At 28.1% G+C, this 14,337-nt stretch carries 14 protein-coding genes and 1 pseudogene; 10 read left to right on the forward strand and 5 right to left on the reverse strand.

The annotated features are described in order from the left end of the window. The gene (locus Q0L44_RS07110) at positions 1-2,184 is read left to right on the forward strand and encodes an ATP-dependent DNA helicase RecQ (RefSeq protein ID WP_296637089.1); all 2,184 of its coding nucleotides are present in this window, start codon (positions 1-3) and stop codon (positions 2,182-2,184) included. A 17-nt stretch (positions 2,185-2,201) separates the two neighbouring features. Here the strand turns inward: Q0L44_RS07110 and Q0L44_RS07115 are convergent, their stop codons facing one another. Beyond that, positions 2,202-2,876: a ZIP family metal transporter gene (locus tag Q0L44_RS07115; protein ID WP_296637091.1), complete on the reverse strand. Its 675-nt coding sequence runs from the start codon at positions 2,874-2,876 to the stop codon at positions 2,202-2,204. Continuing rightward, positions 2,873-3,598 (reverse strand): class I SAM-dependent methyltransferase, encoded by a 726-nt coding sequence (locus Q0L44_RS07120; protein ID WP_296637093.1) that lies wholly within the window; start codon positions 3,596-3,598, stop codon positions 2,873-2,875. The genes Q0L44_RS07115 and Q0L44_RS07120 overlap by 4 nt, the downstream gene beginning before the upstream one ends. A 113-nt stretch (positions 3,599-3,711) precedes the next feature. Here Q0L44_RS07120 and Q0L44_RS07125 point away from each other — a divergent pair, with 113 nt between their 5' ends. After that, the gene (locus Q0L44_RS07125) at positions 3,712-4,890 is read left to right on the forward strand and encodes a class I SAM-dependent RNA methyltransferase (protein WP_296637095.1); all 1,179 of its coding nucleotides are present in this window, start codon (positions 3,712-3,714) and stop codon (positions 4,888-4,890) included. A 3-nt stretch (positions 4,891-4,893) separates the two neighbouring features. On the opposite strand, the gene Q0L44_RS07130 is transcribed toward Q0L44_RS07125, so the two are convergent. Further along, entirely contained in the window at positions 4,894-5,748 is an 855-nt protein-coding gene (locus tag Q0L44_RS07130; protein ID WP_296637097.1) for an alpha/beta hydrolase, read from the reverse strand. 89 nt (positions 5,749-5,837) lie between these two features. On the opposite strand from Q0L44_RS07130, the gene priA reads away from it, so the two are divergent. Further along, positions 5,838-8,261, forward strand: a complete 2,424-nt coding sequence (gene priA, locus Q0L44_RS07135; RefSeq protein WP_296637621.1) for a primosomal protein N' — start codon at positions 5,838-5,840, stop codon at positions 8,259-8,261. 3 nt (positions 8,262-8,264) lie between these two features. On the opposite strand, the gene Q0L44_RS07140 is transcribed toward priA, so the two are convergent. Together Q0L44_RS07140 and Q0L44_RS07145 are read right to left on the reverse strand one after the other, a co-directional pair. Beyond that, a complete protein-coding gene (locus Q0L44_RS07140) occupies positions 8,265-9,920 on the reverse strand; it encodes a hypothetical protein (RefSeq protein ID WP_296637099.1) in 1,656 nt (551 codons plus the stop codon). Positions 9,921-10,154: 234 nt separating this feature from the next. Further along, entirely contained in the window at positions 10,155-10,601 is a 447-nt protein-coding gene (locus Q0L44_RS07145; protein ID WP_296637100.1) for a hypothetical protein, read from the reverse strand. A 301-nt stretch (positions 10,602-10,902) separates the two neighbouring features. Between Q0L44_RS07145 and Q0L44_RS07150 the strand changes: the two genes are divergently transcribed. The 7 genes and pseudogenes from Q0L44_RS07150 (at position 10,903) to Q0L44_RS07180 (ending at position 14,184) form a co-directional block, all read left to right on the forward strand. Beyond that, positions 10,903-11,154, forward strand: coding sequence for a hypothetical protein (locus Q0L44_RS07150; protein ID WP_296637102.1), 252 nt, complete (start codon positions 10,903-10,905; stop codon positions 11,152-11,154). A 70-nt stretch (positions 11,155-11,224) separates the two neighbouring features. Then, entirely contained in the window at positions 11,225-11,566 is a 342-nt protein-coding gene (gene rpsF, locus Q0L44_RS07155; protein ID WP_053974785.1) for a 30S ribosomal protein S6, read from the forward strand. Positions 11,567-11,569: 3 nt separating this feature from the next. Next, a complete protein-coding gene (rpsR, locus tag Q0L44_RS07160) occupies positions 11,570-11,866 on the forward strand; it encodes a 30S ribosomal protein S18 (RefSeq protein ID WP_296637105.1) in 297 nt (98 codons plus the stop codon). A 15-nt stretch (positions 11,867-11,881) separates the two neighbouring features. Further along, positions 11,882-12,328: a 50S ribosomal protein L9 gene (gene rplI / locus Q0L44_RS07165; RefSeq protein ID WP_296637107.1), complete on the forward strand. Its 447-nt coding sequence runs from the start codon at positions 11,882-11,884 to the stop codon at positions 12,326-12,328. A gap of 159 nt (positions 12,329-12,487) precedes the next feature. Next, on the forward strand, positions 12,488-12,955 hold the full coding sequence (locus tag Q0L44_RS07170; protein WP_296637108.1) for a DUF6495 family protein: 468 nt from the start codon (positions 12,488-12,490) through the stop codon (positions 12,953-12,955). 143 nt (positions 12,956-13,098) lie between these two features. After that, positions 13,099-13,425 (forward strand): response regulator, encoded by a 327-nt coding sequence (locus tag Q0L44_RS07175; protein ID WP_296637622.1) that lies wholly within the window; start codon positions 13,099-13,101, stop codon positions 13,423-13,425. 47 nt (positions 13,426-13,472) lie between these two features. Further along, positions 13,473-14,184, forward strand: a pseudogene (locus Q0L44_RS07180) (LytTR family DNA-binding domain-containing protein). The last annotated feature ends 153 nt before the right edge of the window (positions 14,185-14,337 follow it).

The raw sequence follows: 14,337 nt of genomic DNA on the forward strand, positions 1-14,337 counted from the left end.
ATGGATTTACATAGTCCTCTAAAAAAATTTTTTGGTTTCAATAAATTTAAAGGATTACAAGAACAAGTAATTAAAAGTATTGTAAATAACCAAAATACTTTTGTAATCATGCCAACAGGTGGTGGTAAATCTTTATGTTACCAGTTACCAGCCCTAATGAAAGAAGGAACTGCAATTGTAGTTTCTCCATTAATTGCTTTAATGAAAAACCAGGTAGATGCCATTCGAGGAATCTCAGAAGAGCATGGTATTGCTCACGTTTTAAACTCATCTTTAAATAAAACTGAAGTAGCTCAGGTAAAAGCCGATATTGCAAATGGAATTACCAAACTCTTATATGTAGCACCAGAGTCACTAATTAAAGAGGAATATGTAACTTTTCTAAGAACCCAAACTATTTCTTTTGTTGCTATAGACGAGGCTCATTGTATTTCTGAGTGGGGGCATGACTTTAGGCCTGATTATAGAAATCTAAAACACATTATTAAGGCTATTGATAATGTTCCTGTAATTTGTTTAACAGCTACAGCTACAGAAAAAGTACAAGAAGACATTTTAAAAACATTAGGTATTACAGACGCCAATCGATTTAAAGCTTCCTTTAATAGATCTAACTTATTTTATGAAGTAAGACCTAAAACAAAAGAGGTAGAGAAAGACATCATTCGTTTTGTAAAACAGAGAGAAGGTAAATCGGGTATTATTTATTGTTTAAGTAGAAAAAAAGTTGAAGAGATTGCACAAATACTTCAAGTCAATGGTATTAATGCAGTTCCTTATCATGCTGGTTTAGATTCAAAAACAAGAGTAAAACATCAAGACATGTTTCTTATGGAAAATTGTGATGTTGTAGTTGCAACTATCGCATTCGGAATGGGAATAGATAAGCCAGATGTAAGATATGTAATTCATCATGACATACCAAAAAGTCTAGAAAGTTATTACCAAGAAACAGGAAGAGCAGGAAGAGATGATGGTGAGGGTTATTGTTTAGCATTTTATGCTTATAAAGATATTGAAAAGTTAGAGAAATTTATGGCTAGCAAGCCTGTTGCCGAACAAGAAATTGGTCATGCATTGTTACAGGAAGTTGTTGGGTATGCAGAAACTTCTATGAATAGGCGTAAATATTTGTTGCATTATTTTGGAGAAGATTTTGATGAATTAAATGGTGAAGGAGCTGAAATGGATGATAATTCTAAAAATCCTAAAAAAAAGCACGAAGCCAAAGAAAACGTAATAACTTTATTAAGTGTTATAAAAGAAACTTTACAAAAATATAAATCTAAAGAAATAGTAAACACTATTATTGGAAAAGAAAATGCTTTATTAACTTCACATAAAACTCATCTACAACCTTTTTTTGGTATTGGTAAGCACAAATCTGCAGGATATTGGATGGCATTAATTCGTCAGGTTTTAGTGGTTAATTTTATAAGAAAAGAAATAGAACAATATGGTGTTGTAAAATTAACTAAAGAGGGAGTTGGATATTTAGAAAATCCTACTTCTTTTATGATGACTGAAGACCACGTTTACAGTGAAGAAAATGATAATGCTATAATTATTAATTCAAAATCTTCGGTAGGGGTTTCTGATGAGAAATTAGTAAAAGTTTTAAAAGATTTAAGAAAAAAAGTAGCTTCTAAACAAGGTGTACCCCCTTTTGCAGTTTTTCAAGATCTATCTTTAGATGACATGGCTTTAAAATATCCAATCAATCTAGAGGAACTTGCTAAAGTACACGGAGTAGGAGAAGGTAAGGCAAAGAAATTTGGTAAAGAGTTTATAGCATTAATTGCATCATATGTAGAAGAGAATGATGTGCTAAGACCAGATGACTTAGTTGTAAAAAGTACAGGTGTAAATTCTGGCTTAAAACTTTATATTATACAAAACACAGACAGAAAACTTCCATTAGAGGACATTGCAAAATCTAAAGGTCTTGAAATTAACGATTTAATTAAAGAAATGGAAAGAATTATTTTTTCTGGCACTAAACTAGATATTCATTATGCTTTAGATGAATTATTAGATGAGGATCAGCAAGAAGAAATTTATGATTATTTTATGGAAGCAGAAACAGATAAAATTCAAGATGCTTTAAATGAATTTGATGGAGATTACGATGAAGATGAACTTCGTTTAATGCGTATTAAATTTATTAATGAAGTTGCAAATTAGAATAATCCATTTACTAGTTATAATGTAACTATTGTTAATGTTATTCCTAAAATAATAGCTAAAAATTTTTGAAAATTAAATTTGTGATTTTCTGTACTTTCAAAAAGAATAACTGTAGAGATGTGTAAAAAGACGCCAATAATAATCGCAGTTATCTCATTTTCGTAATTAAAAAATAAATTTTTATTACCTAAAAATACTCCAAGAGGACTCATTATCGCAAAAACAATCATAAAGACTAACATTGTTTTTTTTGTATATTTTGCTTGCACTAAAAAACTTGTTAACACTATTGCAATTGGCATTTTATGAACCATAATTGCCCAAAGTAAACTTTCATTATTATTATGAATAGGTAATCCCTCAGAAAATGCATGCAGGCATAAACTAAAAAAAAGTAGTTTAGGAAACTTATTACTGTTAGACTTAATATGAATATGCCCATGCTCAGCTCCTTTTGAAAATGATTCTAAAATGGATTGTAAAATTATACCCAATAAGATTAGCATTCCAATTTTATTAGAATCAGTGCTTATGGTATATACTTCTGGAAGTAAGTGTAAAATAGTTACTGAAAGTAAATACGCACCACTAAATGCTAATAAAAGTCTTATAATTAATTTTCTGGGATTAGATAAAATGACTAAAAGAAAACCAACTAAAACAGAAAGAATTAAAAGGATATAAATCACTTTGCTACAAAAATTAAACGGTTAGAGGTCTCTGAGTCAAAATCATTTAGATGATAATCTCCAAATGTATGTTGAATTTTTAATCCTACTTTGTTAAAATACATTTTAAGTTGTTTTTCTTCTAAATATTTTACTCTTTCTGTAAATGAATGTTCTTTATTATTATCAACAAATTGAATGTTTTTAATGATAAACCCATCTTTTATATTTCTTGTGATATAAAATGAAATACCATCTACTACTTTTGTTTCATTATGTACAAGATTTTTTTTCACCATTTCAACATTTAAAAAGTCAAATACAAAAACCCCTCTTTTTTTTAAACCATTTTTAATATTTTGAAGAATAGAGATATCTACAGCATCGTCATCAAAATAACCAAAACTCGTAAATAGATTAAAAATAGCATCGTATTTTTTATTAAAAGGGAGTCGCATATCATGAACTTTGAAATCTAAGCGTTCATAGTTGTTTTTTTTTGCTTCCTTGATACTGTTTTCTGACAAATCTAAGCCTGTTACTTGGTACCCCAGACTATTTAAATAATGAGAATGGCGGCCTTTACCACATGGAAGATCTAATAGATGGGCATCTTTAGATATATTTAAAAATGACATCATATTTTTCATAAAAATTTGTGCATCGGCATCATTTCTATTTTTATATAAAATATGATAGTAAGGTGTATTAAACCAATCTGTAAACCAATCTTTTGTTTCCATAAATAAAGTAAGTCAACAAATGTAACTAAATCTTACGTTTCATAAAATGAAATTTACAAATTCTAATAAATATACTTTTTTAAAATGTATTTTTGTAACCAAGAATAACGAGTATGAATAGAGATTTTAAAATTACAGCAACAACACTTTTTGGTTTAGAAGGAGTGTTGGCAAACGAACTTAAAAAGTTAGGAGCACAAGATGTAAAAGAAGCTGTAAGAAGCGTTTCTTTTAGAGGTGACAAGGGGTTTATGTATAAAGCTAATATAGCGTTGCGTACAGCTGTTCGGATATTAAAACCTATTAAAACTTGTAAAGTATATGATGAAGAAGATTTATATGAAGCTATTCAGAAAATAAAATGGGAAAACTATTTAGATGCAGAAGGAACTTTTGCAATTGGTGCTGTTGTTAATTCTAAAAACTTCACTACTAACTCACATTACATCTCTTTAAAATCTAAAGATGCTATAGCAGATTATTTTAGACATAAATATCATAAAAGGCCAAATGTAGATTTAAAGTATCCAGATGTAAAAATCCATATTCATATCCAAAAAGACTGGTTAACAGTTTCTTTAGATTCTTCAGGAGATTCTTTACATAAAAGAGGATATAGAACTGCAACAAACATAGCTCCCATTAATGAAGTCTTGGCAGCAGGTATGGTTTTATTGTCTGGTTACACAGGAGATGAGAATTTTATAGATCCAATGTGTGGTTCAGGTACTATTTTAATTGAAGCAGCTATGATTGCAAATCATATACCTGCAAATATTAATAGAAAAATGTTTGCATTTGAAAACTGGAAAGATTATGATGAAGACTTGTATTTTACGATACAAGATGCATTATTAAAAAAAATAAGATCATCACATTTTAAAATAATGGGATTTGATAAAGCACCTTCTGCTGTTCAAAAAGCAAAAGCAAATGTAATTTCTGCAAATTTAGAAGAGTTTATTGGTGTACATCATGTAAACTTCTTTAATTCTACAAAAGAAGTTTTCGGGAACACAACTATTTTATTTAACCCACCTTATGGAGAGCGTTTAAATATAGATACTCAAGAATTTTACAGAAAAATTGGAGACACTTTAAAACACAATTATCCAGGCTCTACAGCTTGGTTAATTACTTCGGATACTGATGCTTTAAAATCCGTTGGTTTAAGAACATTCAAAAGAATAGCGCTTAAAAACGGAGATTTAGACTGTAAATTTGTAAAGTATGAATTGTATGAGGGTTCTAGAAAAATAAAATCACAAGAAATTAAAATCGATAGAAGTTAAACATTAAGATTTCAAAACAAGTAAAGAAAATTCATTGGGTTTTTCAAGCATTAGAAAATGACCGCATTTTTCTAGCCAAAATATGTTACTGTTTTGTACCTCTTCATGAATTAGTTTACCAATTTTAGGAACAGCAATAGGATCGTTTTTTGCCCAAATAATTTTTGTAGGAATGGTTGTTTTTTCTAAAGCGCCCACCCATCGGTACCAAAAATAATAACGTTCATTAATATAATTTGTTAGCTTATGTATAACCTTTCTTCCATTATTATTTTCAATTTGAAACCACATTTGCATTAGTTCTTTTTCAGAAACTTTATTTTTATCAAAGTAGGTTTTTTTTATGTTTTCTTTAAAAATTCGATAAGTACTTAATTTTGCTACTAATTTTCCCGTAAATTTATTTTTTAATAATTTTTGAATAACTCTTAATTTTGAGTATTCTATATGGATTGATCCGTTACAAAGAATAAGTTCTTTAATTTTTAATGAAATTAAATTGATGTTTAATCTTGCTAAAATTTCCGTTGCTACAGAAGTACCATAATCATGGGCTAATAAAGTAACGGTTTTTAAATTTAATTTTTCCCACAGTTGTAAGGCTAAGTCAGCTTGTTCTATTAAAGAATAAGAGTAGTTTAAAGGCTTATCAGAAAAACCGAACCCGAGATGATCATGAATTATAACACGATATTTTTTTACAAGTTCAGGTAATACTTTATGATAATCAAACGAAGATGTTGGATATCCATGAAGAATTACTAAAACATCATTGCTAGTGCCCTCATCAATAACAAAAATAGATTTTCCTTCAAAATCATAAAATTTTCCTTTTTTTTTCCAATCGCTAGCTTCCATATTGTTTATAAATTTCTGATTACAATGTAGTGAATTTTATGTAGTTTTGGTAATCAATTAAATTGTAAGCTATTCATTTTATAGACGTCATATTACCCATTCCAATTCAAAAAACTTTTACGTATTCTATTACATACGACGAAGCTAGTTTTTTAAAGAAGGGAATGAGGGTTGCAGTACCCTTTGGTAATAAAAACATGTATACTGGCTTGGTTTTTAACATTCATAAAACCAAACCAGCTCTATATGAAACTACAGATATTATTCAGATTTTAGATGAAAAGCCAATTGTAAATGAACTACAATTAAAACATTGGCAATGGATAGCTAATTACTATATGTGTTCTTTGGGTGACGTATATAGAGCTTCTTTACCTTCAGCATTTTTATTAGAAAGTGAAACTAGCATTTCTAAAAATGAAATTTTTACGAATGAAGATATTCTAGAGGATGAAGAATTTTTGATTTTTGAAGCATTACAAAATCAATCTCAGCTTACAATTCACCAGGTTGCAGATATTTTAGGCAAGAAAAAAGTAATGCCAATTGTAAATGAGCTTATAAAAAAGTCAGCGATATTTATACAAGAAAAAATCTACGAACAATACAAACCAAAGTTGATTAAATACGTTCGTTTACATTTCAACTATAGTTCTGATGACTCTTTAAACTCTTTATTAGAAGAATTATCTAGAGCAAAAAAACAGAGAGAGGCTGTTTTAACTTTTTTTCAATTATCGACTTCAAAAAAGCCTATTAAAGCCAAAGATTTAGAGAAAAGTGCGAATGTTTCATCAGCCATATTAAAATCTTTGGTAGATAAAGATATTTTTGAGTTTTATGAAATTCAAACAGATAGAATCAATTTTAAAGGTGATACAAATTCTTTAAAAAGTTTAAATGAATTTCAAGAAAAAGCGTATTCTGAAATTAAGGAAACTTTTAAGGAAAAAGATGTAACGCTTTTGCATGGAATAACGAGTTCTGGTAAAACAGAAATTTATACAAAATTGATTCAGGAAGTTATAGATGAAGGCAAACAAGTACTTTTTCTATTGCCAGAAATAGCCTTAACTACTCAAATTATTACGCGTTTGCAATTTTATTTTGGTGATCAAATTTCTGTTTTTCATTCAAAATATTCAATGAATGAAAGAGTAGAGGTTTGGAACAATGTTCTTGAAAGTAAAACTAAGGCACAAATTATTTTAGGAGCAAGATCGTCTATTTTTTTACCATTTTCTAACTTAGGTTTAATAGTAGTAGATGAAGAACATGAAACATCTTACAAACAGTTTGAACCTTCACCAAGATATAATGCTAGAGACGCTGCTATTGTTTTAGCAAAAATTCATCAAGCCAAAATTTTATTAGGTTCTGCAACCCCTTCTTTAGAAAGCTATTTTAATGCTAAACAAAATAAATATGGTTTTGTGGAACTAAATAGACGTTTTGGAAATGTTCAGTTGCCAAAAATAGAATTGATAGATGTAAAGGAAAAGTTTAAGAAGAAAGAAATGAAAGGTCATTTTTCTGATCGTTTATTAAAACTAATTCAAGAAGCTTTAGACGAGAAAGAACAAATTATTTTATTTCAAAACAGACGTGGTTACTCACCTATTGTAGAGTGTAAAATTTGTGGAGTTGCTCCTCAATGTCCTAATTGCGATGTTAGTCTAACCTATCATAAATTTAGAAACGAATTAAAATGTCATTACTGCAGTTACCAAAGAGCAATGCCAAATTCATGTTCTGCTTGTGGAAGTAATACTCTAGATACCAAAGGTTTTGGAACAGAACAGATTGAGCTTGAACTAAAAGAATTATTCCCTGATTATAAAATTGGAAGAATGGATTTAGATACAACTCGTGGTAAATTTGGATATCAAAAAATAATTGGTGCTTTCGAAGCAAGAGAGATAGATATTTTAGTAGGTACACAAATGTTATCTAAAGGTTTAGATTTTGATAATGTTTCTTTGGTTGGAATTTTAAATGCAGATACAATGCTAAATTTTCCAGATTTTAGAGCTCATGAAAGAGCATATCAGATGATGGTACAAGTTTCTGGTAGAGCAGGTAGAAGTAAAAAACAAGGAAATGTAGCCATACAAACATATAATCCTTATCATCAAATATTGCAACAAGTTTCTACAACAAGTTATACTGAAATGTATAAAGAGCAATTGCAAGAGCGTTGGCAATACAAATATCCTCCTTATTATAGATTGATAAAAATTACTCTAAAACATAGAGATTATAATAAAGTTGATACTGGAGTAAATTGGTTATTTAAAGCTTTATACACATCTTTTGGAGAAAACGTTTTAGGGCCAACAGCTCCAGCAGTTGCTAGAATTAGAAATCAGTATATTAAAAATATTGTAATTAAAATTCCACCAAAACAAAGTCTTGCCAATACTAAAAGTCAGGTGGCTAAAATTAAAAACACTTTTGAAGCAGTTAAAGATTTTAGACCAATTCGTTTTATAACAGATGTAGATAATTATTAAAAATTATAAATTTTTGTGATTAATTTTTAATAGTTGAACCTTCTTGTTTTTCTGAGAAATTTCAAAAACTTCTATTTTCTTTCTCTGATTAGATCTGCCCCAGTTATAATACGTTGTAAATTTAAAATAGGTAGGTTTATATTGTTTATTACCTAAATAAGTTAAATTTAAAAGATGATTTCTAGGATTTATGCTATTTATAACCAGTTCTTTAGAGTGATATCCTTTTTCTTTTTGATCTGCAATTAGCGCAGGATTATGAGAATAGGTGTTTTGTAAAGTAAAACGCTCTAATTTAGGGTTTACCAATTCAACAATAAACTCGGCTTCAGAAACATTCCATTCTATAATAATTCTAACATCACTTTCTTCACTTTTTAAAGGGTTCGAAATTTTAATTTTTTGGTTGGTAATTGCTTCATCTAATTCTGTATTATAGACAGACATAATTTCTGATGACATAATTTCACCAATATCAGTAACATCTATTTTTAAACCTTTTTGCAAATAAAAATTATAGGTCTTTAAAAAGTTATTGTAGTTTTTTTGTTCATAATAAGCATTTGCTAAATCTCTAAACGATTGTCTATTATAAGGTCTTAATTTTAATATTCTTTTATAGACTTCAACAGCACTATTTCCTTCATTTAATTTCTGATAATTATAGGCTATTGCTTTTAAATCTTCAGGATTATTCGTGAATTTATTAAAATCTGATAACACCTTAATCAGCATGGATTTATCAACTTTTTTATTTTTAAAATGATTAAAAACTGCTAAATGATAATTGGTGTAATTCTTATCTAATGCATAGTTTTTTTCATAGATAGTAAGTAATTCATCCTCTTTAGAGACTTTACCAAACTTATCTAAAAATGGATACTTAATTTTTATGTCTTTGTATTTTTTTGCATCACTTGAATAATAATCTGAATCTATAAAGTAGTAGTTATTATAATCTAAATTTTTCAACTTTTTATAATCTATTGATGTTGTAACTTTTATGAGTGGATTTGTAACTTCTAGGTTAGGATAAAATTCTTTATTATTAATTATTAAGAGTTCTTTTACTTCAGAAATGAAAATAGGATAGGGTATATCAAAAATAACATCATCTATTTCCCAAACAGCGGGTCCATTTAATTCTTTACCTCTTAAATAAATAATTTCTTCTCCATAATCATTAAGACGAACTAAAATATCTGGTATTTTTTCTTCTAATGCTCTTGTTAGTGACGTAGCATTTGGGTTTAATTTCTTTGGATCTACCTTTATAGCTTTAAAATTAGAAGCGTTTTCGCCAAACGAACTCTCTCCTAATTGAATAACTTTATCATGCTTAATATCTGTAATGGTAGATTTGAGTTGTAAATTGATGTTAAGTGTTTGTGTTACATCTTCAATTAAGACTTTTACTTCATCAAAATCAACATAATTATAGGATAAAACTTCTCCTGGTTTTGCTTTTATAGAATAAAAGCCTTTCTCATTTGAAACTGCATATCTAATTGTTTTATCAACTAAAATTGTAACATTTTCTATAGGTTTGTTATTGTGAGTTATAAAACCTGATATAGTTTTCTGAGTATTGGCCTCATTAATTTGAGCAAGTACTGAAATCGGAATTAAAAATAAAACGAGTAGTATTTTTTTTATCATGTTTTTATATTATCAAACTTTGTACCATTTTCTTTAGTATGAAATGATTTTTAGAAATATATGAGTTTGTAGTTTTATCCTTTTTGATGTTCTTTACATTTTTTAATCAACTCTTTTTCACTAACTAGAATAGAACCTTTTCTTTGTTCAAATTTAGCTCTTCTTTTGCTAAACGAATTGGCCAATGTATAAATCTATCTGTTTTATCTCCAGGCCTAAACATATAGGTAGGTCTTATATTAATAGAGAGCGTTCCTTACCAAAAGCTTTTATCGTTTCTTGTTCAGAATTAGCTTTCATAACACCATAATCATATTCCATTTTAAGCATCTCATCCTCTAAAGTTTCAGGTACCTTTAGTAAAACTTTATTTTCTTCATTCAAGTTCGCTTTTGTATAAGGAAAATATACTCCTGTAGATGAAGTGTAAATGTAAAAATCACAAGAATCTTTAAGTAATTGTGGAGTTTTTCTGGTCCATTCAACATTTCTACCAGAATTATCTATGACTACATTCCATTTTCTGTTTTCTAAAGCAGAAAGATTATTTTCTCTATATCCAACCAAATGTTCTTCTTCACCAAAAACATTCGTATTTACATTAGGTATGGTTTTACCTCTAGTAAAGATAGAAACTTTATGACCTCTTTCTAAAGCATATTTAATTTGATGAGGACCCAAAAAACTTGTTCCTCCAAGAATTTATATTGATAACTTTTTGTGTTATAAACTCGTGCAAGACAATAAACTCTGACCTAATAAGGGTATTGTAGCACTTGCTAATAAACTTTTCTTTATAAAATCTCTACGATTATTGCTCATTAGATGGTTGATTTTGCAATGATTAGCGAATATAATTAATTATTTTTTTTGGCTAGGCAACCTTTTTTAAACCTTGTGTTCTGTTTATTTAGAGTGGGATTTATCAAATAAACAAGGTGTACAAAGATGATAGAGTAAGAGACAGAACTAACAAATCTTTATGTTTTGGAGTCGGAGTTTTTTTGGTTTTAAGTTAGGGACAAGGCAATATATAGAATTCAATGACAACGATAATATTGAAACGGAACAACTACAATTCGATAATTTTAATATGAATATATTTAATTATGGATTAAATAGTTACGTCGGATTTAAGTCTACAAGTTTTTATTGGAAATATGATTTAAACCCACTTTTTAAAAATACAGAAACTAGAAATATTTCAATGGGAATCCGATTTGATTTTAATTAATTAAGTATGCACTAAATAGAAAAAAAACGCTATATTTGCACCCTTAAAATAAAACAATAAATTTTTAATTATGAATCATTACGAAACTGTTTTCATTTTGAATCCCGTTTTATCTGATACTCAGATAAAGGAAACAGTACAAAAGTTTAATGACTATTTGGTTTCTAAAGGTGCCGAAATGATTTCTAAAGAAGATTGGGGCTTAAAAAAATTAGCTTATCCAATCCAAAAAAAGAAAAGTGGTTTTTATCACTTATTCGAATTTAAGATTGCAGGTGAAGAAATTACTGCTTTTGAATTAGAGTTTAGAAGAGATGATAGCATTATGCGCTATTTAACTGTTAGACTAGACAAGCATGCTGCTGCCTGGGCAGAGAAAAGAAGAGAACGTGTTAAATCTACAAAAAAATAAGGTATGGCATCAATAGAACAACAAGCAAAAGGAGGTAAGTCTGCAGATGTAAGATATTTAACTCCATTAGATATTGAAACTAAGAAAGAAGCAAAATACTGTAGATTTAAGAAAAAAGATATCAAGTATATCGATTATAAAGACGCAGACTTCTTAATGTATTTAGTAAACGAACAAGGTAAAATTTTGCCAAGACGTTTAACAGGAACTTCATTAAAATATCAACGTAAAGTTGCGCAAGCAATTAAAAGAGCGCGTCATTTAGCGTTAATGCCTTACGTTGGAGATATGTTAAAATAATAAAGAGGTAGAGACATGGAATTGATATTAAAACAAGACGTAGAAAATTTAGGATTTAAAGATGACATCGTAGACGTTAAGAACGGTTATGGTAGAAATTTTTTAATCCCTACAGGACAAGCAGTTTTAGCTACTTCATCTGCAAAGAAAGTTTTAGCAGAGAATTTAAAACAACGTGCTTATAAAGAAGCTAAATTAATTGAAGATGCAAATAAAGTTGCTGAAACAGTTAAAGGATATGAAATTAAAATTGCATCTAAAACCGGTTCAGGAGACAAGTTATTTGGTTCTGTAAACAACATAGATTTAGCTGCAGCTTTAGATAAAGCAGGTACAGAAATCGACAAGAAATTTATTAAAGTTGTTGGAGGTTCTGTAAAAAGATTAGGTGTTTATGAAGCATCTGTAAGATTACACAGAGAAGTAGTTGCTGACATTAACTTTGAAGTTATTGCTGAGTAATTATTACTTAATAAGATCTTTTAAGAAGCGCTTACCAATTTGGTAAGCGTTTTTTTGTTTACTACATAAATTGACATAGTATCTGTTTTTTAAAACAGAAAATATATAGATATTTGATCCGCTTAACATTAATGTTAACCGGTTTTTTAATTTTAGAATATGAAATATAGACAACTCACAAAAGAACAATTTGAAAGTTTGCATTCTGAATTTGCACAATTCTTAGCGACACAAAGTATTGATGTAGAAGAATGGAATCAAATAAAAGAAAAAAATCTTACAAAAGCTGAAGAAGTAATGAATATTTTTTCAGATATCGTCTGGGAAGATGTTTTAACAAAAACTAAATATGTGTCACACTTTTCTAAAACATCAGCTAATCTATTTAAATGTGATAAAAATGAAATACATAGAATAGCTATAAAAGTAAATTGGGATATTAATCTACTAGAACAAAAGGGTTTTGAATGGCTTATGCAAAATCCGATGGATAATTCTGTAGAAATATTTAAAGGAACAAAACCCTATACAACATCTCAAAATATAGAAATTTTTGATTTAATAGAAAAAGGAAGTAGTATAGATAACGGAGAAATTTTTGATTATATTTATAGCTTAACTAGTTAAATTTACGAAACCATTTATCGATACTTTATAGTATTTAGACCTATAAAAAAGGTTTTTAATCATTAAATATTAATAGTGAGGTATAAGTTAAATAAATTGCATTGTTTAAGTGAAATATATTTCCGTCGGAAAAATCACTAAAAATACTACTTGTAGAAGATAATTTAATAAAGGTAATGAAAATGAAAAGAACCATTTCATTACTAGAGTTAAATTATAAAGTATACGATGCAAAAATGGAGAAGAAGCGCTTCATTTTTTTTAGAAGAATCTACATTGTACCAGATATTATATTATTAGACTTAGATATACCTAAGATTGGTGGTATTGAGTTTTTGAAAATTATAAAATCTAAAGAACATTTAAGACATATACCTACAATTATACCTACTACATCAAGTAATCAGAAAGATTTGGTAGAATGTTATAGGATTGGAATGGCTGGTTATTGTTTTAAAGGTTACATTTGAAAATACTCTTACTGAAATTACAAAATATCTAAAAACAATTTAACCCAATCAATTGTATAGTTATAGAAGATGAGAAAATGGCACGCGTTATTAATAAAACGTTGTGCAAACAAATTAAAAATATAAATTTAGTTGAAGAATTCTCGGATGCTATTGGTGTAGTAAAATATCTAAATGAAAATAAAGTTGATTTAATATTTTTAGATATACATATGCCAAATTTTATAGGTTTAGACTTTATAAAAACCTTAAAAGATCCTCCAAAAGTTATTTTTACAACTACAGATTCTAAATTTGCTCTTGAATCATTTGAGTTTGATTTTATTGTTGATTATTTACTTAAACCAATAGAATTAGTACGTTTTGAAAAGGCAATAGATAAAGCCCAAAAAGCTTTAGAGGCTGGCTCCTAAGAAAAACGTGAAATCTAAAAGTTCTGAAGAAGTAAAAAATGATTTTTATGTTAATATAGATCGAAGATTAATAAAAATTAATCTACCAAGTATATATTTAATTGAAGCTAAAGGAGATTACATAAATATAAAAACAGAAGAAAAAAATTATATAGTTCAATCTACATTAAAAAAGATAGAGGAAAAATTACCTGATTCTCTTTTTCTAAAAGTACATAGATCTTATATTATAAATTAAAAACATATAATCGATATTGAACATAATAGTGTTTTAATAAAAAAAGATGTAATTCCTGTAAGTAGGTCAAATAGACCTGAGTTAATGAAAAGATTAGACTTACTATAGTTCTAATTAGTTATTTAGGTGATTTTTAATTAATCCTATTATTTTTATACTGATTAGAGAATATACAACTTGTTTTATATTCATTACTAATTGTTTTTAAAAATACATACTTAGATACATCTTATTGTATTGTCTTCTTAATAATCTGCTTTA

The sequence above is a fragment of the Polaribacter sp. genome (assembly GCF_024639685.1).
Classification (GTDB): domain Bacteria; phylum Bacteroidota; class Bacteroidia; order Flavobacteriales; family Flavobacteriaceae; genus Polaribacter.

Bases quoted from the DNA above. Each gene is read 5' to 3' on its own strand.
- Q0L44_RS07110 (WP_296637089.1), top strand. From the start codon at position 1: ATGGATTTACATAGTCCTCTAAAAAAATTTTTTGGTTTCAATAAATTT.
- Q0L44_RS07120 (WP_296637093.1), bottom strand. From the start codon at position 3,598: ATGGAAACAAAAGATTGGTTTACAGATTGGTTTAATACACCTTACTAT.
- Q0L44_RS07125 (WP_296637095.1), top strand. From the start codon at position 3,712: ATGAATAGAGATTTTAAAATTACAGCAACAACACTTTTTGGTTTAGAA.
- Q0L44_RS07130 (WP_296637097.1), bottom strand. From the start codon at position 5,748: ATGGAAGCTAGCGATTGGAAAAAAAAAGGAAAATTTTATGATTTTGAA.
- Q0L44_RS07140 (WP_296637099.1), bottom strand. From the start codon at position 9,920: ATGATAAAAAAAATACTACTCGTTTTATTTTTAATTCCGATTTCAGTA.
- Q0L44_RS07150 (WP_296637102.1), top strand. From the start codon at position 10,903: ATGTTTTGGAGTCGGAGTTTTTTTGGTTTTAAGTTAGGGACAAGGCAA.
- rpsF (WP_053974785.1), top strand. From the start codon at position 11,225: ATGAATCATTACGAAACTGTTTTCATTTTGAATCCCGTTTTATCTGAT.
- rpsR (WP_296637105.1), top strand. From the start codon at position 11,570: ATGGCATCAATAGAACAACAAGCAAAAGGAGGTAAGTCTGCAGATGTA.
- rplI (WP_296637107.1), top strand. From the start codon at position 11,882: ATGGAATTGATATTAAAACAAGACGTAGAAAATTTAGGATTTAAAGAT.
- Q0L44_RS07170 (WP_296637108.1), top strand. From the start codon at position 12,488: ATGAAATATAGACAACTCACAAAAGAACAATTTGAAAGTTTGCATTCT.